Below are 19,512 nucleotides of genomic sequence, written 5' to 3'. Positions count from 1 at the left end.
TAAAACGACGAAAAAACAGATTAACTGGCCCAAGGTCTATATCGCCACCCTTGCTTGGTTAGTAGTTCTCATCTTGCTCATGCGCTTCTTAACGAAGGCCTATTCATGAGCTCAGCAGACTGGATTGTTCTTTTCGCCACCGTTCTAGGCATCGTGGGTTACGGGCTATGGACGGCGCGCCGTCATCAAAGTGCCAACGATTATTTGCGCGGTGGTGCGGATCTGAAGTGGAGCACGATCGGACTGTCTGTAATGGCCACACAGGCCTCGGCGATCACCTTTCTATCGACACCAGGGCAGGGCTATGAAGGCGGTCTGGCCTTTGTACAGAATTACCTTGGACTGCCTATCGCGATGATCTTGATCTGCGCGGTCTTTATTCCGATTTACCACCGCCTACAGGTCACCACCGCCTATGAGTTTTTGGGGCAGCGCTTTGACCAAAAAACACGCTTATTGGCGGCCGGACTCTTTTTGGTGCAGCGTGGCTTAGCGGCAGGCATTACCATCTACGCACCCGCGATTATTGTATCGAGTGTCTTTTACTGGCCACTCGGCCCCACGATTTTGGTAACGGGCATATTGGTCATTCTCTATACTGTCACCGGAGGCACGCGCACCGTCAGCCTGACGCAGAAGTATCAAATGCTGATCATCCTGATCGGTATGACGATTGCCTTCGGTTATGTGGTCAATGGCCTGCCGGAGAACGTCTCTTTCGGCGATGCGCTCTATATCGCCGGCATGCACGAGCGCTTGGAAGCGATTAGCTTTTCCTTCGATCCCAGTCAGCGTTATACGATTTGGACAGGTCTCATTGGGGGCACTTTTCTAGCGCTGTCTTACTTTGGCACCGATCAATCACAAGTGCAGCGCTATCTGGCCGGGAGTTCAGTCACCGCGAGTCGTTGGGGACTGATTTTTAATGCGGTATTGAAGATCCCGATGCAGTTCTCGATTCTATTGTTGGGGGTGCTACTATTCGTGTTTTATCAATTCCAACAGCCCCCGATCTTTTATAACGTAGCGACCATCGAGCAAGTTGCCCCCGAAGTGCTGGCGCCGATTGAGTCACAGTTTCAAAGCGCATTTGAGACACGTGGCACTTTCCTAGAGACCGCTTTGAGTGAGCGCCACGCTACTGGAGCTGCGCGTCCGGAAACACGTGCAGCCATTCTGCAACAAACTGAATTGATGGAGCTGCAACGCGGCGCGTTTAAGCAAGCCGTGAGCACGGCGAATCCGGATGCAGACACGCAGGATGCGGATTATATTTTCCTACACTTCGTATTGGATAATTTACCAGCGGGGCTGGTGGGGCTGCTGGTTGCGGTGATCTTTCTCGCGGCCATGTCGTCGACCGCATCCGAGCTCAATGCGCTGGCTTCCACCACTATGATTGATGGCTACAAAACACTGGTGCACCAAGTAGGATCGGACGCTCACTACGTCTGGGTGGCTCGTATTCTGACGCTCGTTTGGGGCCTCGTGGCAGTCAGCTTCGCGATGACTCTCACCTTGTTCGATAACTTGATCGAAGCAGTCAACATCATCGGCTCTTTGTTTTACGGCACCATTCTCGGCATCTTTCTGGTCGCTTTCTTCCTCAAGCGCATTCGTGGGCATGCCGCCTTTATTGGTGGTGTGTGCGTCGAGACGATCGTGTTGTTTCTCTATTTTTCACCCGTGGATATTGGGTATCTGTGGTTTAACTTAATCGGCTGCATTCTAGCTGTGGTGATCGCCTTGTTGGTGCAGAGCCTGCTCAATATTCGCCCTAATAAGTCTATTCAATCATTATGAGTCAGGAACCTGTTATTTGTTTTGGTCAGCAGCCTTGTGGTTTTTTACCGCGACGCTTTCTCTTTGCCAAGTTTCAGACCGCGCGGCGCCTGCAAGCAGAGCTGGGCGGGCGCATCGTGTTCTTCTATCATGATAGCGATCATGACCCACGCGAGACCCAGACTGTGGTCAAGGATTTGACGACATGCGCAACGCAGCGTTTCAACTTTACCTTCGCCAATAAAATTCAGAAGAAGTATTCCCCGCTCTATGCCAAGCGAGTCGATCGCGCATGGCAGGCCAGCCTCGCGCGTCAGTTGCCTAAGTATTTGAAATCTGAATACGTGCCCGCCTTTGAAGCAATCCAGGCAGACAACGTGGCGGACTTTTGCTTAGAAATGTATCAAGCATTGGGATTACTCGCAGGCATTGAAGTGATGCGTTCCAGTGATCCCAGTTTTCGAGAGCAGGGCTGTGAGATCGAGGACTATTTTGTCGATGTCACCTATGAGAATGAACTCGTGCGTGCACGCTATGACGCGGCGCATGGCTTACGTCTGCATCGGGGTGGCAATTCTTACATTGATTTACCCGCACAAGAATGGCAGCGCGCTCAGGTGAGTCCTAGCCGTGATACGCGACTGCGTTGGATGCAATCTGTGATTAAATGCACGCACTATGTTGCAGGAGCGGGGGAGATGAACTATCTCGATACCTCGGAAGCACCTGAAATTGAATTTATTAAGCGCGACGAAATTTCCGACTCCAGTGACGCCTACCTACCATGAGCCAACAAGCACCAGCACTTAAACTACTCGCGATCGGAGCGCACCCCGATGACCTCGAATTCGGGATGGGCGCGGTCTTACTCAAGGAATTTGCCCAAGGCACTGAAATCGCGATGGTGGTCACTTCCAAGGGAGAAGCGGGCAGCGCGGGCACGCCGGTGATCCGTGAAGCCGAAACACGCGCGGCGGCAAAGATGCTGGGCGCGTCGGAGCGACTGAGCTTTTTAGATTTCGGCGGGGACGGCCTACAAACCGCATCACCTGAAAATAGTGTGCAATTGGCGCGTATCATTCGCGAGTTTCGCCCAGATATCATTTGTGCGCCCTCGCTGAGCACCAACCAACATCCCGATCATTGCGCGGTCGGCAACGCGGCCCGCAATGCTTGCCGTCTCGCTCGCTACGGTGGCTTGGCCGCACTTGCAGGCTTGCCGTCGCACTCGGTGTCTTCGCTTTGGTTTTACTCCATTACCGCGCACGAGGACAACCCACTCTCGACAGCCACTTTGATCGATGTCTCTGAGATGGCCGAGTCATGGCAGCAATTGATGGCCTGTCATGCGTCACAAGTCAGTCAGCGTGCTTATATTGAGCTACAACTCTCGCGTGCCCAACAGCTCGGATCGATGGCTGGTTGCAAGTATGCGATGGCGCTCTGGCCAAATGATCCTCCCGTGATTCAGACGCTGGGGCAGTTGCAACGCACCGCGCGTGCATTCTAATATGGAGTCACGACTTAAAATTGGCATGGTCTGCTACCCGAGCATCGGGGGCAGTGGCATTGTGGCTACGGAACTCGGTATGTTGCTGGCGGCTGCGGGGCACGAAATACATTTTATCAGCTACGAGCGTCCTGTGCGTTTAAAGTGCGGTGAGAACCTGTTCTATCATCCAGTGGTGGTGAATGAGTATTCACTTTTCAAATACCCCGATTACACACTGCCCCTGTCGGTGCGTATCATGGAGGTGTGTGCCGAGCATCAGCTGGATGTGCTGCACGTGCATTACGCCGTGCCACATGCCACCGGCGCACTGCTGGCCAAGCAAATGTTGGGGCCTGATAAAAAGTGCCCCGTCATTCTCACCACCTTACACGGAACCGATACTAACTTGCTGGGCAAGGACCCTCACTATCGGCCGATCATTAAGTATTCGATCGAAAATTCCGATGGCGTCTCGACGGTGTCGGAAAGTTTAAAAGTGCAGACGATCGAAACATTTGGGATTCAGCATTCGATCAAGGTGATTCCGAACTTTTATGCTCCAGCTACGGTGAAGCCATCGAGAGAGGAAGTTCGGCAAGAGCTTCAGGTAACTGAAGCGGAGCACTTGCTCTTGCACATGTCGAATGCGCGCCCTGGCAAGCGCGTGATTGATGTATTGAAAGCCGTCGCTCGCTTAAATAATCGCAGTCGAGTGAAGTTGCTCATACTCGCTGGCGGCGATTTTGAACCCTACGAAGCCGAAGTCATGCGTCTAGATTTACAAGATCGTGTGATCGTGATTAAGGACGTCAAAGATATCGAACCCTACCTGAACGCTTGCGATCTAGGCCTGTATGCCTCTGAGGCCGAGAGCTTCGGGCTCAGTATTTTAGAGACACTCGCGCATGGTAAACCCGTGGTGGCCACCGATGTCGGCGGCATTCCCGAAGTGGTGCAAGACGGGCGCACCGGATTGCTGGTGCCGCCTCACAGTCCCGAAGCGCTCGCAGACGCGATTGATCAGTTGATCGATCACCCTGAGCAAATGACCGCGATGGGGCAGGCCGCTGCGGAGGATGCTAAAGCACGTTTCGCGCCGCCCGTTATTCGCGATCAGTATCTACGTTGCTATCGCGATTTGCTCGCAAGTTTGTAGCTGAGATCGAAACCGCTTCGCGGACTTCTTATTCGCGGTCAAGAGCTTTCACTCTGTAGATGTTGCAAGTTTTTGAGTGATCTGGCTTGGACAGAGGGCATTATGCTCCTGTCAAAATTTGAGCAGACTTGACGTGGAAATGTTCAATAACTCTATTCCTCTTATTAAGAGATATATGTATCATTCCTAAATGCGTTTGTCTCATCTTTTGGTAAAAGCTGTCCTAGTTATTTTTCTTTCATTGATGAGTTATCCTCCTATTTAAGCACAACGTATTTTGTGTATCGGTGATTCGCTCACGTATGGGCAAGGCGATGACGGTATCACATGACCGTGTGTCCTTTCGGAATTGTCGGGTGCTGTGACAGTTAATCGAGGCCAACGTAGTTGGATTCCTCGTCACTTAATGTATGCCTTATTTATTGGAGGATGATCGTTGTCTGAGTGGAGAGACTTTACGGCAGTATCCGACTTGCGGAGAGGGGCCTCTTTAGGTAATCTACACGCTTCCAATTGACTAATACCAATTCTAGGGAAGTTTGATTCTATCAGGAATTATATTGGTAACGCAGGTCCGTCTCGAATGGCACTGCTGAAGAAAAAACTAGCTGTGTTCGTGAATCGGTAGGGCGGTTTTGCCAAAACCGCCGTTCGTAGTGTTCGTGAATAGGTAGGGTGGTTGTGCCAAAACCGCCGTTCGCCATCTGAGAACGCCTGCTCATGACGATTCATGCGGACTAGCACTCTAATTTGCAAGACGTCGCTTTGGGCGAAAATGCCCTACCAAATATTTCGCAACTTCCGAAGGATCAGGTGCATGCATCGTTTGTTGCGTAGGCGACAAAGTCTTGGTTTGCATCCGCGGCATTTCGCTCGCTTCGGCCAATATTTGCGCCCACTCATCCCCACTGCGAATCAGGCGACCTTTACGATCGGAATTTGCCGAATCGATGCATAACTTTGTCTCGATTGATTCCATTCTCACACAATATCACAGCTACGGCCATTGGACCCCGTTCTTTAGGTTTGAGGGTTTTGAACGGTTAGTGCTCGAGGTTTTGGGAGGTTTCAGTCACTGTGTTGCCATCGGGGTTGAAGTGATGCTGTGGTGTGACGATCATTCTATCGTTTTTCGGAAGCACTCCTTCAAATAGCGGATCCCCTGTATCTCGCATCCATTGCCTTAGAGCCTCTTCCATTTCATTTTTAATCGCTTTATATTGAGGAGCGGCGGCCAGATTGTTGGCTTCCTGTGGGTCGTAGCAAAGATCGAAGAGAAATTCTTTCGGTTCTTCACGCTCTTTTAAGTCGCGGTTATACAAATAGGTTTTAGAAATTGAATTGTCGATATTGGGTAGCACCGTTTGATTGTAATCTGTATAGCGGCGAATGTACTTCCAACGGTTCGTTCTGACTGCGCGGCCTGGTTCCTCGGCGGCATGATAATTGACTTCCGCAAAGATCGCCTGTCTCGCTTGGCTATTGTCGCCATGAAGCAATGGCAGGAAGGATTGTCCTTCCAGCCACGTTGGTTTAGGTAAGTTTAACAGATTGCAAATGCTTGGAAATAGGTCGACTTGAGAAACCATTTCATCAATGACTTTGCCGCCGGAAAAGCCGTGCGGTCCGCGCATGATAAGCATGACGCCGATACCATGGTCCGTCAGGCGACATTTCATGTGAGGAAAGGCTGGTCCGTGATCTGTGGTGCAAATGACCAAGGTATTGTCTCGGTATCCATATCGGTCGATTGCAGAGAGAACCTGACCGAAAGATTCATCGGTGCCACGCACGCTAGTGAGATAACGAGAGTAATCGTGGCGGGATTCCGGGGTGTCTGGCAGGACCGCTGGTGGCATCACATAACGTTCATCGGTAGGAGGGTGCTTGCTCGGGAAATCGCCGTCATTGCCTGTTCGATGCGGTGGGAAAAGTCCCACGTCTAAAAAGAAGGGACGTTTATGTTGGCGGGCTAGAAAATCTTCAGCGGCCGCCACTGGGGTGTCAAAAGAGCCGTCCAGTGTTAAAATTTCGTCATAACCTGCGTCTTCTGGTTCTGCATAAGGAGCCAAGGCAATGTGTTGGATGCCGCTGAGTGCAGTAAAATACCCGTGCTCTTTCAGGAAATTGATTAATGTTTGCTTGTAGTCGTTTAGAGTCCAGCCGCGATGCGCGAGGCCAAACATGCCGGCAGCATGTGCCGATTGCCCTGTTAATAAGCAGGCTCTGGATGGGGAACAGGTTGGATTGCCGCAGTAGGCTTTTCTGAAAATTACGCCTTCTTCAGCTAATTTTTGTATATGCGGTGTTTGTGCTGCATATCCATAAGGTTCACAATACCTTCCAGTATCGTGGCTATGTAGATAAAGAATGTTCAAAGGCTTTATTTGATTTTTCATTGTAGGAGTGATTTCGCATTATGGACTTACATTATGATGATAGTTCAATGTAGCAGGCACATTGGAAGCGCTGGAGGTATGATTCCGAGTCATTGCTGTGCTTCTCTATCCAACTTTCTATACGAATGTAACCTTCGTGGATAACTTGTTTATCAAATTGAATCCAGCCGTCAGGTTCGATTTTGTCGGCAGTCAAAATGGTATCGTTGATTGACAAAAAAACGAGTCCTCTGTCGGGCTTTTGCTTAAAGCGAACACGGATGTTGTATTGCTGTTCCTTGAGGTTCTTTACCTGCCAGTAGCCGCGTAAGTCGGTTCGGTCCCAGTCTTCTCCTGTGACTAGTCGCCAATCATTCGTTGTGAGTAGGGTGCTGCGTTCGACGCTGCTGCCAATGTGGATGGCTTGGCTGTCAAAAGTGCCGACTCCTCGAGTTCCGGCGACATCAAAGAGCCACTTTAGGTAATCCTTTCGCATGGATTTGGCTTGTTCTGGGAATTCGTTGGCGATGTCGTGTGTCTCGCACGGGTCGTTTTTGAGATCGTAGAGTTCTCCCGACGAGTTTTCGTTGGGTGTGTAGTATTTGAAGCGGTCGCCGATGACAGCCGCGTTACGATGTGGGATGGGCACGTCGCCTCGGTGCCATTGCATGTAAACTTTGCGATCTGCGGGCGGGGGTGGAGTTTCGGAATCGTCTGTGAGAACTCCTCGAAGAGAGACTCCGTCAATGCTGGGACAGTTTGTGGATTCTGCGATATTGCAGAAATCCATTACAGTTGGGAGGATGTCCACGGGGCTAGTTATTCGTGTGACTGCCTGCTGCTTTATTAATCCGGCGGGATAGCGGATGAAGTTGGGTACTTTGACACCGCCTTGATAGAGGCTGCCTTTGCGGTCGCGGAGCCCTGCATTCCAACGTATTCGATTGTCGGCGCCGTCAGCACTGGAGCAAGGTCCGTGATCGCTTGTGAAGATTAAGATACTGTTTTCGGTAAGGCCGTGCCTTTCAAGATGAGCCATGAGCCGACCGATATTGTAGTCAATGTTTTCTATCATGCCGTAGATTTTGGCATGCTTGGGGTCGATATCCATTTTGAGATATTTCTCCGACCATTCATTGGCTACGATCAGAGGTGTGTGCGGGGTATTGGTGGCGATGTAGGTAAAGAAGGGTTGATCCTTATTTTTATCAATGAATCGAATTGCTTCATCAATGAAAATATCTGCGCAATACCCGCGATAGGGCTTCGGTTCACCATTACTGTAGAGGATTGGATCGAAATAGGAGTCTTTCTGCCAGCGTGCATTATTGAGCGGGTGATCTCCGGGTTGGCCTATGCCACCTGCGTTGTGCATAACTGTAGTATCGAAGCCCATGTCTATGGCTCGTGAGGGGTAACAGTCTCCCAGATGCCATTTCCCGAAAGCACCACATTGGTAACCGGATTTAGAGAGTGCGTGCGCTATCGTGCGTTCATTTGGATCAATGTTTGAGCGTCCGCAGTAAGTGTCGATCACGCGTGTTCGCAAGTGATAACGGCCTGTCAATAGGCTGGCTCGTGCTGGTGAACACAGGGGGCCACTGCAATAATGCTCTAGGCGTGCGCTTTGAGCATGTAGTCGATCCAGATTCGGAGTGTGTACGTAAGGATTGTCGTGGCAACAAAGGTCTCCCCAGGCTAAATCGTCTGCAATAAATAGTATGACATTCGGACGTGAACGTGTGTGTGTGTGCATATTCGGAGCTAGTTGTTTTGGGTGCTCGCTCTAAGCCTAGTTATTATTTTATTGTAGGAAATTCTTGAAAATTAATGAAAATGTGCATATTTCTGTTGGTGATGTCTAATAAAAAAAGAAAAACTAAATCGATTGTCGACGTTGCTGAAAGGGCAGGAGTTTCAGTGACAACAGTTTCCAGGGTTTTGAATGGTCAAGGTAAGGTGCACGGTGACACTCGTGCTCGTGTGCTGGATGCTGCTAAGGATTTGGAATTTAGCTTGTCTCGTGGGCGTCCGGGACCACGGCTTCGTTCTGCTGGTGCGGAGGGGGTTATTAAGTTTTTGCATTTTATTGATCCCGACATTGAGGTTCTGGAGCAGAATTATACATTATTGCCAATTAAAGAAGGAGTCTCTCGCGCTGCAGCAGATGCGGGGATTCGGGTCTCTTATGATATTTTGAGCACTAAGGCGGAAGGTCTACCTGCTTTGAGTTCTGGGGGGAGGGATGTGGTCGGCGTCCTTTGGCTCGGTGGAGAGCCCTCTGTGGCTGTGCAGGATGAGTTGCGCAAATATACTTGTTGTCGTATGATGACGGCTCGCGAGTCATCTTTGTGGTGTGATGAAGTGCGTCCTGATCATCGTGAGGTTGGTGCTATGGCGGCTCGGCACTTGTTAGAGAATGGTCATGTCAATATTGCGATGTTAATGTTTAGTCCTAACGATCGAGTAAATTATTTTCGAGAGGAGGGTTTTCGCCACGAAATGTCCGAACGTCCAGATGTGCGTTGGACGCTGACTAAAACCTTGAATGACGAAATCTCATCGGGGCGGAATGAGAACTATTCAGTTATAGGTAATTGGATTCAGGAGAGCTTTATTGATTGTTCGAATCCGCCGACGGCTTTATTTGTTGATAGCGATGAAACTTTACGGTCTGTCTATTTTCGCCTATCGGAATTGGGGATTATTCCGGGGCGTGAGTTGGAGATTGTGAGCTGTAATAATTTGCGACGTATTCGAGAGAGTTTGCCAATCGAATTTACTTCGATCGACGTGCACTTCGAGTCAGTTGGCAGGATGAGTGTTGCTCAATTACTTTGGCGTTGTGAGAATCGTGATGACCTGGCGCGAAGTCGCACATTAATAATGCCGAGCTTGAATTCCAGATAGCTTGCTTAGTGGTCTGTGGTGGCGGTACCGTAGGGCAGATTTGTGCTCTATGGATCATTTGGCTCATCTGTGTGTGTGTTAATTTTCAATAATTAACAATTAATTGCTGTTAGTTTTTCATTGACAGGTTTTTCTGTGTCCTTTCTTTGGGGGGAGAGTAGAGTTTGAGTTATGCTCTGCCGTTACTTTGCCCTCCCCCAATATTATGTCATTGTTGAGTAAAAATTCCACCGCGGATGTGGATCGGATCCCCATTATTGAAAAGTTATCCTTTGGTTTGCGTGCTTTTGCCCAACAGTTGGGGAATAATGGGATGAATATGTTCGCATTTCCTGCTTACGGTATTATCTTAGGTTTGGACCCTGCGGTTATTGGACTCGTTTTTGCATTGATGCGTTTGTATGATGGGGTAACCGATCCTTTGGTTGGATGGCTTTCAGATAATACGCGCAGTCGGTGGGGGCGTCGTCGACCTTGGATTTTTGTTGGAGCCATTATGGGAGGACTTATGTTTATGCTGCTGTGGCAGGCGCGCCCAGATTGGTCCGAGACAGCAAAGACAATATATTTCATCGGCTTTAGTCTTCTTTTCTATACGGGATTCACCATGGTAACAGTGCCTACCGATGCGTTAGCATGGGAGCTTACGCCCGACTATGCTGAGCGGACTCGTCTCATGACTTGGTTTTCGGTCATGATTAAGGTTACATTGTTTGTGTTACCTTGGATGTTCTCACTCACTCAAATGGACATTTGGGAGAATGAAGCGCAGGGGCTTCGAGTGGTCGGGATTTTCTTCGGTTTCGGCTTTATTCTCTGTGGGATTATGCCGGCAATCTTTTGCAAAGAGCGTTATCAGAGGATCGCAAAGGAGGAAGGACGGCAGACATTCATTGAATCGCTTAAACTCTCGTTCTCTAATAAGACTTATCTATTGGTTTGTAGCTTTACCTTAAGTTGTGTTTTTGCGGGGACGGTCTATATGCTTTTCGGAACTCATTTGGGTGTCTATTACCTTTTCGGTGGTGATAAATTGCAAGGAGCGGCTTTTTTTGGTTGGATCGGTAGCTTGGGCTCTATCTTGGGCTTGATTACGGTTCTGGCAATTAGTCGTTTTTTTGTTGAGTCGGATAAAAAACGAGTCGCGATATTTGGTGTTGGTTCAGCGCTTGTTGGGTGGTTGCTTGCTATTTTTCTGATTTCACCGGCTTGGCCTTGGTTGACGCTAATACCTGTAGCGTTGAATGCAGTCGGAGTCGGTACTTTCTGGCTGCTGCTTGGATCGATTATGGCCGATGTTGCCGATGCTGACGAGCATGTGAATGGTTTTAGGCGAGAGGGCTCGCTCGCGGCAGTAAATGCTTTCTTATCTAAGGCAGCTGGCACATTGGGAGCCTTGTTAGGAGGCTTCGCTCTCAGCGCGTCTGGCTTTGATGCGGATTTATTGATACAGTCGCCAATGACGTTGATTACGATGAAATGGATCTATGTTGGCTTTCCAATTGTTGGCTACGGAGTAGCCATGTTGTTATTGATGCAATATCCTCTTACAAAGGAACGAATGCTTGCGATTCGAGCGGACCTCGAGGCTCGACGAGGAGCGGCGCGCGATAGCGCTAAAAATCGCGATTGAGAAGACATCATAAAGGATATGAATAAAAAGACACAATGTTACCGGATTGGTGTGCTTGGTTTGGGAGAAGGCAGGAGTATTTTGTCTGCGGCGCTTTTGAGTGATCGTTGGGAAGTTGCCTGTATTTGTGATTTGGATGCGGAGCTTTGTCGGCAACGTCAGCAAGAGTTCAGCATCGCAGAGTATACGACATCGTATGCTGAGATGTTACAGCGTGAGGATATCGATGTGATCGGTATATTTACACCCGATCCGATGCATACCGAACATATCCTGATGGCTTTTTCGGCTGGAAAACATGTGGTTTGCACCAAGCCACTTGTTGATAATCTCGAACGAGGTTGCGAGCTTTTGGCCGCTCAACGTGGAAGCGGTAAGCAACTGTTGGTTGGGAACAGTACTCGATTTTTCCATACCTTACAGCGGCAACGACGAGACTTCGAGCGCGGTGCGAACGGGCAGCTTGTTTCCTGCGAAGCGCATTATAACGGTGACAAGCGAAAGGGGTCAGCAGGAGCGCGTGGAAAAAACGGAGAAGTTAATTGGCTCTATTCTGGCCTGGGGCATCCTGTTGACTTGGTTTATTGGTATCTGGGGGAGATTGAAGAGGTCTACGGTTATGGATTGCTCAGTCAGGCTGGAGCACGTCTTGGATCTAAAGTTCCAGATTGTTTTCATTTTGTGCTTAAAAGTAAGGCTGGGGTATTGGGTCGAGTTACAGGGATGTATGGCACTCCACTTGCGCATCCAAAAGCTTCGCCAACGACCGAATGTATGCTGCGTGGCAATGACGGTATCAGCACGGCTACATTTCCTCGGTTTGATTATTTTACTGCTTTTGATGGGCAGGAGCCTACCTGCGAAACTCATGTTGATAGTTCAGGATATTATTTTCGCTGGGGCGGCTCAAAATATCATGCAGGTGAGTTTCAAAATTACCTGGAGCACTTCGCCTACAGCTTGGATTCCGATTCGCCACCTGAGCCAAGTCTAGTCAACGGGCTTTACGTCGTGGCGATTTTAGAAGCGATGGAGCGTTCATTGAACGGGGGAATACCTGTGCGCGTAGATCAAATACTAAAGGATCGAGGCTTAGAGGAGATTATCGATGATCGCATGACTTGTGACGAACTCTGTCAGGTGACTACATAGGAAATGATTTTAAAAAAAACAATGTTAGCTAAATACGATGAGGAGACACTCGGGAAACAGGGGTTTGCATTGGTTATCTCGTTATTACTCATGTCCTTCGTTTTGATCTTGCTCTTGACTTTATCGGTTCAAGTGCAGGTGGAGACTAGACTGAGCTCGTCAGATCAACAGTTGCTCCGAGCTCGGCAGAATGCATTGCTAGGACTGTACGTTGCCTTGGGCGAATTACAATCGCTCAGCGGTGTCGATCAGAGAGTTACAGCTCGTGCCGCGCTTGACGATAGTGATGCGTCTACAGCTTTAGTCGAAGGCATTGAGCATCCTAATTGGATCGGGGTGTGGGATGCATCGGTTGACGTGAATTTTTTGAATTCCTTACCTGCGTCCACAGATGCGTATTACGATTATTCAAATCGTGCCGATCAGCGATTCCTGGGGTGGCTGGTCTCTGGTGAAAACCCTGACCCTAGAACAGGCATTTCGGGGGATAACGCGGTTACTATTTTTGGAGCTAATTTTACTGGAATTGCTCAGAGTCATGAGGTTATAGTGGAGAGCCTTGAGATTGAGGGCCGCAACGGTTTGACGGGGCGGACTGCGTGGTGGTTGAGCGATGAGGGTATTAAGGCGGATGCTTCGCTCTATGATCCGGCGCGGGATTCAGGAGCGACCGAAGCTCGCCAGCGTGCCAGCTTCATGGTCAGTCAAAGAAACGCGATCGAAGCGATGGGCACGGCAGGAGATATTTTCAATAATTTCGGAAATGTTGGTCCGGATATTGAGTGTTTGCGACATATCAATGAGTTGAGCCTGGTCGATGAGCTCTCAGGATCATCGGAGGATATTCAAAACGCGCTTGATTTACTAGCACATGATATGACGATGGAGAGCCATGGTTTATTGACTGATACCTTACGAGGTGGCTTCAAGACGGATTTAAGCGTCTTACTGCGCGAGGCAGATTCCACCAATTTTGATCCGTCAATTTATGAAATTGCCTCGTATTCGAGGGGAGATGGTCGCCATGCTTTGGCGGAGTATCCGACGGGTTCTAGCTCACATCCGACTCCGAATGCGCCGACTTGGGAGCAGCTTATTGATTACTATCAATTGGGTGACCGTATTTCTGACTCGGTTGAACTTCGTGGGCATTCGGCCGATGGATCTGGCATCTTCCCAGTTATTACTCGATATGTACTGAACCTACAGCCGCTTTTTGAACGTAACTCAGGAGGGGATCGTTTTCTACTTTTTCCTGCTCCAATAGTGGTTCTTTGGAACCCCTATAGCGTGCCCGTGCAGATACCCTCGAACGCATATGTAGATCTGTTAATTAAAGATGAAGGTTTTTTCCTCGGAAGCCTGTGGCGTAAGGGCTTGAAGTCCTCGGGTAGTATTGCAGGTGTTCTCGATGAGTTGTTGGGGCCGAATCCGATTATTAACGATATGGGAGTCTCGCTGGATCAACAGGTTGGCGGAGGTGACCTGATGGAATTGCCTGGGCTGACTCGGCTAGTAGACCCTTTAGATTCGAATGAAGGCTATACTGGATACTCCTTCCGCTTACCTTCGGTCGAAATGGCACCTGGGCAGGTGCTCGCTTTTGGGATTCACAATGACGAAGAAGCTTACGATGGACGCAATGAGTTGGAGCTTGGAGCGTTTCCGATTGATCCTAAGGCAGCCAAATTTGATACTGGGCTGCGTGCGAGCTCGACATGGACTCAAGTTGTGGACGAGGCTTCTGCAAAGCCTTATCTAGCTTCAGGCAACGACCCGAGTGACGCTTACGATTATTTCGAAGCCGGAAGCTTTCAAATAAATATGGATCTCGGGAAAAATGATTCAGCTAAAAGAAACCCCTTCAGGGTCGCAGTGGGGCTGAGGTTGAATAGTGACCCTTCAGATCTGTATGACCAAGACGATTACGTCTCGCTTAGTTACGACATCATCGCATCAAATCCGAACCAAAACCGTTACGATGGGCCGAGTTCAATACAGCGGCATGATATCTTTACGATCGGTGGTACTGGTATTGATGATGTGAGCTACATGTTTCCTAATGCATTTTCGGTCGATGTCGTTTTGGGAAGTGGGTTTGAATATGTTGATAACGTCATGCAGAGTTCAAACGCTGGATTCTTTATTCGAAATCGATGGAATGTCGGTCAAAACTTTCGTGCTCCTTTCAGTGGTCCTAGTTCCATCGATCCAGCAACTGGAGGTAATTCTTCATTTGGGGCAATCGGTAGCTATCGCCATTATGACTTGGCAGGTTCTATTGATATGCATGTTCCGGAGATCTCCCTTACATTCTCGGGAGAAGGCGCATTTTTCGGGTCGGGGATCGATGTTACCGGTCAGTCATCGCTTTCTTATTTTGATGTCCCACAGCGATCTGTTGGCGTATTGTCGCTTGGAGCTTTACAGCATCTTCCAGTTGCTGAATACAGTTCTAGCCATAGTTATGGTATTAGTAATGGGATTGCTAATCCGCGGGTAGCAGATACTGGAAGTCTGTATCCTAGCGCCAGTTCTTTTTCAGACACAAGGGGAGGCGAGCTGCTGCCGCTCGACCAGAGCTTTCTTCTTAATCAATCGGTCTGGGATGCATATTACTTTTCCGGTCATACTCGAGAGTTGGTTGCCGCTGACCTCGTTACATCTGAAGGTCCGTTGTATAATAGTCGTTATCGTTACAGCTCAGAAGCTACAGGAACAGGCCTGAATCATCCTCGGTTCGCAGCTCAGAATTTTTTTGTGAACGGCGCTTTTAATATCAACAGTACGTCAGTTGAGGCATGGAAGGCGATTCTTTCAGGGGCGAATGGGTTGAGCTTCAATCCTGTCACTGGTAGTCATAGCGGTAGCTTAACTTTTCCGTTTTCACGTATGGCGCAGCCGATCGCTGGAGCCAGTGACGAATGGAAAGGATATCGCGAGCTGAGCAGCGGGGAAATTGACCGTCTGGCGGAAACAATTGTTGAACAAGTCAAAGAGCGGGGGCCCTTCTTGTCTCTTAGTGATTTCGTGAATCGCCGCTTAGTCGGAGGTAACGTAGAAGCTGGCCTGCGAAGTGCATTGGAAGTTGCGATCGACAAAGCTGGTATAAATACGGTTTTGGAAAGTACTAGTGGCAGTTTTAGTTTGAGTGATGTTCCGACTAGTATTCGACCAGGCAGTGACTTTATTGAAGATGTAAGCGAAGGTTCTTTTTATGAAGGGATCGCAGGTTGGCTCACTCAGGGAGACATACTTCAGCAGATTGCTCCCTTTATCTCGCCTCGCTCTGACACATTTACTATTCGTGGATATGGAAGTGCTATTGATCCCACAACTAATGAGGTCGACTCGGAGGTCATTTGCGAAGCAGTGGTACAGCGAAAGCCTCAATACGTGGACGATTCCGACAATCCCGAGGATCGGCTTCTCAGTTTTAATTCCGTAAATGGCGAGTATCAAAGAAACAGTCTCGATCCGATTAATGAGCGTTTTGGGCGTAAATACGAAATTATCTCCTTTCGTTGGGTTCAGCCTTAATCTCTTTTGTGTATGATGTTGCTCAATCTGAAATTGAATATGCGTAGTTTGACTATTTTGGCCTTGGCCTTTGTCCTTTCCATTGCAACGGCTCAAATTGAGGAAGAAGATTACGTTCAGCTTAGTTTTAGAACCTTTGGATGGGGGATGGAGGCCGATCTAGTCTCCCCATTAGTGAATGAGGTGATCCAGGTGCCCTGGTCATCTTTTTCTGAACAGATACGCTATAGCGGTCCTCCTTTGATGACCTTGTACCAAGATACTACGGCGCTGCTGGACTCCGAAGGTTTGATGCTAACTCGCGAACGACGGGAGCAGGTTGTGTCACAGCAGCAAACCGGCGATAAACCAGTCGATATCATCCCAGTGGCACAGGTGCCACTGCCAAAAGCTGGAGGCAAGCTACTACTTGTGTTTGTGCCAAATCCGCAGTCGAATAAGCCGCTTTATCGTGTCATCGTTATGGATGACTCACTGGCCGAGTTTGATGAACCGAATGTGCATTTCTATAATATGACTGATACCGAGTTAGTTGTTCGAGTGGGCTCGGAAGCGAAGACGATTGCTTCTCGGCAGCAGGCAGTCTGGCCTACTGAGATTGGAGGTACTCAGGCTTCAATTGCGATCGCTGTACGTAATCCGGAAACACGGGTTATTTATTCATCACGCTTCCGCCTGCGTGAAGGACGACGAGCAGTTTTCTTCGCTAGACGAGTGGGCGAAATGGAGATCGATGGGGTGAATGTTCCGAAAATCAATGTCCTGCCTAGGTTTGAGGACATTGGTGAGAAGCAGGAACAGTTGTTAATTCTGGAAGCGCCGGACGAAATGGCGGACGGTGTGGATTGAAACGAATTTTTAAATTAATGAATTTATATTACAATACTATGAAACAAAAACGAACAAATTCGATGATTTCTATTTGTCGTATCTTACTGTTGGTAGCTTGCTTACTGCCTTTTATTGCGGAGGCGGGCCCTGTGGCTTTTAGTGGAAAAGTTGTTATTGATGGTGCCGAGGAGGAGAAAGTTATTTTGGATAACGGCGAGCATGTACTGGCAGCAAATATTCGAGGTGGCTTACCGCTTCCCGTGATCGAAGGAGTGCCGTTTGAGCAGTTGAGCTTTACAAATATTGCATCGGGATCAGGGGTGGAAATACGGCTCATCGATATGGGCGGTGCAGTCACTTATAATGATTCGGAAACGGTCGCCAGCTACTTTTCAGATAGGACAGATCTCCTGTCTATGATGAGTACTGGCTATAAGTCTGAATATTATAAAAATGGATTACGACTTGAAATGAGCGGTTTAAAGCCCGGGATGACATACCAACTTCAAGGATTTTTTTGGGATTCAGGCCCGAACACGTCATTTTATCTGTGTGATGGGAAATACCCAGAAAATCGAAGTCGTCCAATTATGTCCACCGAGCCTGCGAAAGGCTATTACTGGACAGCGCTGTGGACTGCAAATTCAGAGACTAAGACGATTGAACTGAGACCTAGTAGGCGCAGTCGCGCGACTTTGGCTGGATTGTCTTTGAGTATTGTTCCGGATCGCAATGGTGAAAATTTTAAGACAACTTTACCGCAGGGGAATTGTTCAGATGGCGGGCCAGGTATGTGTTGTATTAATGTGACGCCTCAGATGCGCGAACGGCTGGATGCTGCGATCGCAAATCATCCATGGGAATATGATCCTAACATGCATTTGCTCATCGGTGCGAATCGCTGGAACGGCCCTGCGACGAATATGCCTTTGGGGGAGCCTGTGCATCTTACGATGTGGAGTGCGGAGTATGCGCTTGCATTACTTGATTCGCTACAACCGGAACATATTCAGCGAGCGTATCTAGTTCTTGATGCGGTGTTAGATTATCAGGACGTAGATCCCGCAAGCCCGACTTGTGGGCTTTGGCCTTATTTTACGGAGGAGCCTCTTATCGAAATGCCTTATCCGGATTATAATTGGGCAGATTTTATCGGGATTACACTGCTCGATATTCGGCATGAGCATAGTTCGCTCATTGAGCCGGATCTTTTGGTTCGGATCGATCAGGCGATTGAGCGTGCCGCACGTCTTGTGATGCATCGGGACGTGACCGCGTCATATACAAATGTCGCTACGATGAGCTCGTATTTTCTCTTGGCTTCAGGGGAATTGGCAAATGATGAGGAACTCTTCAATAAAGGCTTGGAGAAGCTTCGCGCATTGCATCAATATCAGCAAGTGCACGGAGGCTTTGGCGAATACAATACGCCGAATTATAGTATTGTGACTTTGGATGCATTAAGGCGTCTCATCTGTAATATAGAGAACCAAGAAGCCGTGGCGCTTGCTGGAGATCTCTATGACTATGCCTGGAGTGAATTATCGAGCTTTTACCATGCGCCAACCAATCAATTGAGTGGCCCGCATAGCCGTTCGAGTAATTTCCTGAATGAGCGCCGACGTGAGGTCATTCGGATCGCTACTGGAATTCAGGATGAGCCCAGCCCCTATCCGAATGAATACAATGTTCATGAGATCAAGTTCATACGCCGTAATCATAGTTGTCCAGAGCCTTACCGAGCTGCCTTTAAGGAATTAGATGCCCCGCGTGAGGTATCTCGAGTCCTTCTTAAAACCAAATACCCGATCATTGCCGGCTTGCAGGATAAACCAGTGCCAGAGGGGATCGAGTCGCAACTGCCGCTAGATGAATACGAAATTCGTGCCTCTACGTATCTACATCCTCTGTTCGCGCTGGGAACCGCGAACCGTTCAGTGCTTGGGCACCAGCGTCGTCCTATTATCGCCCATTTTGGTAGTTCTGAAGATCCCCTTTCACTTACAGTGCATTGCATGAAGGATGGCCGGGTTTTTCATGCGGCACAGTTCTTTTCGTTGCATGACAAAGGCTCCGCTTTGGGCGTTATTACTTTTGCGACAAACGGAGGCGATAAGCACATACATGTTGATCGCTTGGACGAGGGGAAATTCTCCGCGGAACGACTTTCCTTGCAATTCAAAGTCTCAGCAATGCGAAGTGACTCGGATAATCTTCGCCGTGTTGTCGAATCCTTGACCCGTGGAGATGATTCTGTCCAATTCTCTCTGGGGGATTTGGAAGTGAGCATCAAGAAGCTCCTTTCAATATTTGGCGAAACAAAAACGAGTTTGATAGTTGAGGAAAGTAATAATAGCTTGCTAATCGATTTTGAATTTTACGATGGCGAGACGCGCGATTTTGATCTTACAGAGATCGAGTCAGCTGTCTTTGCTTTCGCCGTGAATTTATCTACAGATGAAGCGGAGGCTCCGACAGCACAAGTTCACGTCGAGGGCGATCAATTGAAAGCATTCCTTGGTCGTCAAAATCTAGTCACTCCGATCAAACCAGCAGTCGGCCAACTTCTTCGCGGAAATACCTTTTTCGAGACAGATGTTAAGTAGAACTTAAGCTTACAGATTAAATTATTATAAAT

At 48.7% G+C, this 19,512-nt stretch carries 13 protein-coding genes; 10 read left to right on the top strand and 3 right to left on the bottom strand.

The genetic code is table 11. The features are described from left to right. Positions 1 to 105 precede the first annotated feature (105 nt). The 4 genes from QEH59_RS07030 to bshA are packed head-to-tail and all read left to right on the top strand — an operon-like array spanning position 106 to position 4,430. Positions 106 to 1,803: a sodium:solute symporter family protein gene (locus tag QEH59_RS07030; RefSeq protein WP_308984657.1), complete on the top strand. Its 1,698-nt coding sequence runs from the start codon at positions 106 to 108 to the stop codon at positions 1,801 to 1,803. Beyond that, positions 1,800 to 2,570, top strand: a complete 771-nt coding sequence (locus QEH59_RS07025; protein ID WP_308984656.1) for a hypothetical protein — start codon at positions 1,800 to 1,802, stop codon at positions 2,568 to 2,570. The genes QEH59_RS07030 and QEH59_RS07025 overlap by 4 nt, the downstream gene beginning before the upstream one ends. Then, positions 2,567 to 3,292, top strand: coding sequence for a PIG-L deacetylase family protein (locus QEH59_RS07020; RefSeq protein ID WP_308984655.1), 726 nt, complete (start codon positions 2,567 to 2,569; stop codon positions 3,290 to 3,292). Before QEH59_RS07025 ends, QEH59_RS07020 begins: the two co-directional genes overlap by 4 nt. Position 3,293: 1 nt before the next feature. Beyond that, on the top strand, positions 3,294 to 4,430 hold the full coding sequence (bshA, locus tag QEH59_RS07015; protein ID WP_308984654.1) for an N-acetyl-alpha-D-glucosaminyl L-malate synthase BshA: 1,137 nt from the start codon (positions 3,294 to 3,296) through the stop codon (positions 4,428 to 4,430). Between the two features lie 745 nt (positions 4,431 to 5,175). Here bshA and QEH59_RS07010 read toward each other — a convergent pair. The 3 genes from QEH59_RS07010 to QEH59_RS07000 all read right to left on the bottom strand — a co-directional run bounded on the left by QEH59_RS07010 (position 5,176) and on the right by QEH59_RS07000 (position 8,564). Then, on the bottom strand, positions 5,176 to 5,409 hold the full coding sequence (locus tag QEH59_RS07010; RefSeq protein WP_308984653.1) for a hypothetical protein: 234 nt from the start codon (positions 5,407 to 5,409) through the stop codon (positions 5,176 to 5,178). Positions 5,410 to 5,473: 64 nt separating this feature from the next. Continuing rightward, positions 5,474 to 6,829, bottom strand: a complete 1,356-nt coding sequence (locus QEH59_RS07005; RefSeq protein ID WP_308984652.1) for a sulfatase family protein — start codon at positions 6,827 to 6,829, stop codon at positions 5,474 to 5,476. A 31-nt stretch (positions 6,830 to 6,860) separates the two neighbouring features. Beyond that, complete coding sequence (locus tag QEH59_RS07000; protein WP_308984651.1) at positions 6,861 to 8,564, bottom strand: arylsulfatase; 1,704 nt, start codon at positions 8,562 to 8,564, stop codon at positions 6,861 to 6,863. 101 nt (positions 8,565 to 8,665) lie between these two features. Here QEH59_RS07000 and QEH59_RS06995 point away from each other — a divergent pair, with 101 nt between their 5' ends. The 6 genes from QEH59_RS06995 (at position 8,666) to QEH59_RS06970 (ending at position 19,480) form a co-directional block, all read left to right on the top strand. Further along, positions 8,666 to 9,718, top strand: coding sequence for a LacI family DNA-binding transcriptional regulator (locus QEH59_RS06995; protein WP_308984650.1), 1,053 nt, complete (start codon positions 8,666 to 8,668; stop codon positions 9,716 to 9,718). 205 nt (positions 9,719 to 9,923) lie between these two features. Next, the gene (locus QEH59_RS06990; protein WP_308984649.1) at positions 9,924 to 11,351 is read left to right on the top strand and encodes an MFS transporter; all 1,428 of its coding nucleotides are present in this window, start codon (positions 9,924 to 9,926) and stop codon (positions 11,349 to 11,351) included. Positions 11,352 to 11,369: 18 nt separating this feature from the next. Further along, entirely contained in the window at positions 11,370 to 12,503 is a 1,134-nt protein-coding gene (locus tag QEH59_RS06985) for a Gfo/Idh/MocA family protein (protein ID WP_308984648.1), read from the top strand. A 21-nt stretch (positions 12,504 to 12,524) separates the two neighbouring features. Further along, positions 12,525 to 16,043: a hypothetical protein gene (locus QEH59_RS06980; protein WP_308984647.1), complete on the top strand. Its 3,519-nt coding sequence runs from the start codon at positions 12,525 to 12,527 to the stop codon at positions 16,041 to 16,043. A 12-nt stretch (positions 16,044 to 16,055) separates the two neighbouring features. Continuing rightward, positions 16,056 to 16,892, top strand: a complete 837-nt coding sequence (locus QEH59_RS06975; protein ID WP_308984646.1) for a hypothetical protein — start codon at positions 16,056 to 16,058, stop codon at positions 16,890 to 16,892. A 38-nt stretch (positions 16,893 to 16,930) separates the two neighbouring features. Further along, the gene (locus QEH59_RS06970) at positions 16,931 to 19,480 is read left to right on the top strand and encodes a hypothetical protein (protein WP_308984645.1); all 2,550 of its coding nucleotides are present in this window, start codon (positions 16,931 to 16,933) and stop codon (positions 19,478 to 19,480) included. Positions 19,481 to 19,512 lie beyond the last annotated feature (32 nt).

This window comes from Thalassobacterium sedimentorum, assembly GCF_031127905.1.
Classification (GTDB): Bacteria; Verrucomicrobiota; Verrucomicrobiia; order Opitutales; family Coraliomargaritaceae; genus Thalassobacterium; species Thalassobacterium sedimentorum.
Note: the sequence above shows the minus strand (reverse complement) of the source record. Positions and strands in the feature narration are given on the sequence as shown.

What these genes read in the sequence shown, in the direction of transcription:
- QEH59_RS07030 (WP_308984657.1), top strand. Translation starts at nt 106, where the DNA reads ATGAGCTCAGCAGACTGGATTGTTCTTTTCGCCACCGTTCTAGGCATC.
- QEH59_RS07025 (WP_308984656.1), top strand. Translation starts at nt 1,800, where the DNA reads ATGAGTCAGGAACCTGTTATTTGTTTTGGTCAGCAGCCTTGTGGTTTT.
- QEH59_RS07020 (WP_308984655.1), top strand. Translation starts at nt 2,567, where the DNA reads ATGAGCCAACAAGCACCAGCACTTAAACTACTCGCGATCGGAGCGCAC.
- bshA (WP_308984654.1), top strand. Translation starts at nt 3,294, where the DNA reads ATGGAGTCACGACTTAAAATTGGCATGGTCTGCTACCCGAGCATCGGG.
- QEH59_RS07010 (WP_308984653.1), bottom strand. Translation starts at nt 5,409, where the DNA reads ATGGAATCAATCGAGACAAAGTTATGCATCGATTCGGCAAATTCCGAT.
- QEH59_RS07005 (WP_308984652.1), bottom strand. Translation starts at nt 6,829, where the DNA reads ATGAAAAATCAAATAAAGCCTTTGAACATTCTTTATCTACATAGCCAC.
- QEH59_RS07000 (WP_308984651.1), bottom strand. Translation starts at nt 8,564, where the DNA reads ATGCACACACACACACGTTCACGTCCGAATGTCATACTATTTATTGCA.
- QEH59_RS06995 (WP_308984650.1), top strand. Translation starts at nt 8,666, where the DNA reads ATGTCTAATAAAAAAAGAAAAACTAAATCGATTGTCGACGTTGCTGAA.
- QEH59_RS06990 (WP_308984649.1), top strand. Translation starts at nt 9,924, where the DNA reads ATGTCATTGTTGAGTAAAAATTCCACCGCGGATGTGGATCGGATCCCC.
- QEH59_RS06985 (WP_308984648.1), top strand. Translation starts at nt 11,370, where the DNA reads ATGAATAAAAAGACACAATGTTACCGGATTGGTGTGCTTGGTTTGGGA.
- QEH59_RS06980 (WP_308984647.1), top strand. Translation starts at nt 12,525, where the DNA reads ATGTTAGCTAAATACGATGAGGAGACACTCGGGAAACAGGGGTTTGCA.
- QEH59_RS06975 (WP_308984646.1), top strand. Translation starts at nt 16,056, where the DNA reads ATGATGTTGCTCAATCTGAAATTGAATATGCGTAGTTTGACTATTTTG.
- QEH59_RS06970 (WP_308984645.1), top strand. Translation starts at nt 16,931, where the DNA reads ATGAAACAAAAACGAACAAATTCGATGATTTCTATTTGTCGTATCTTA.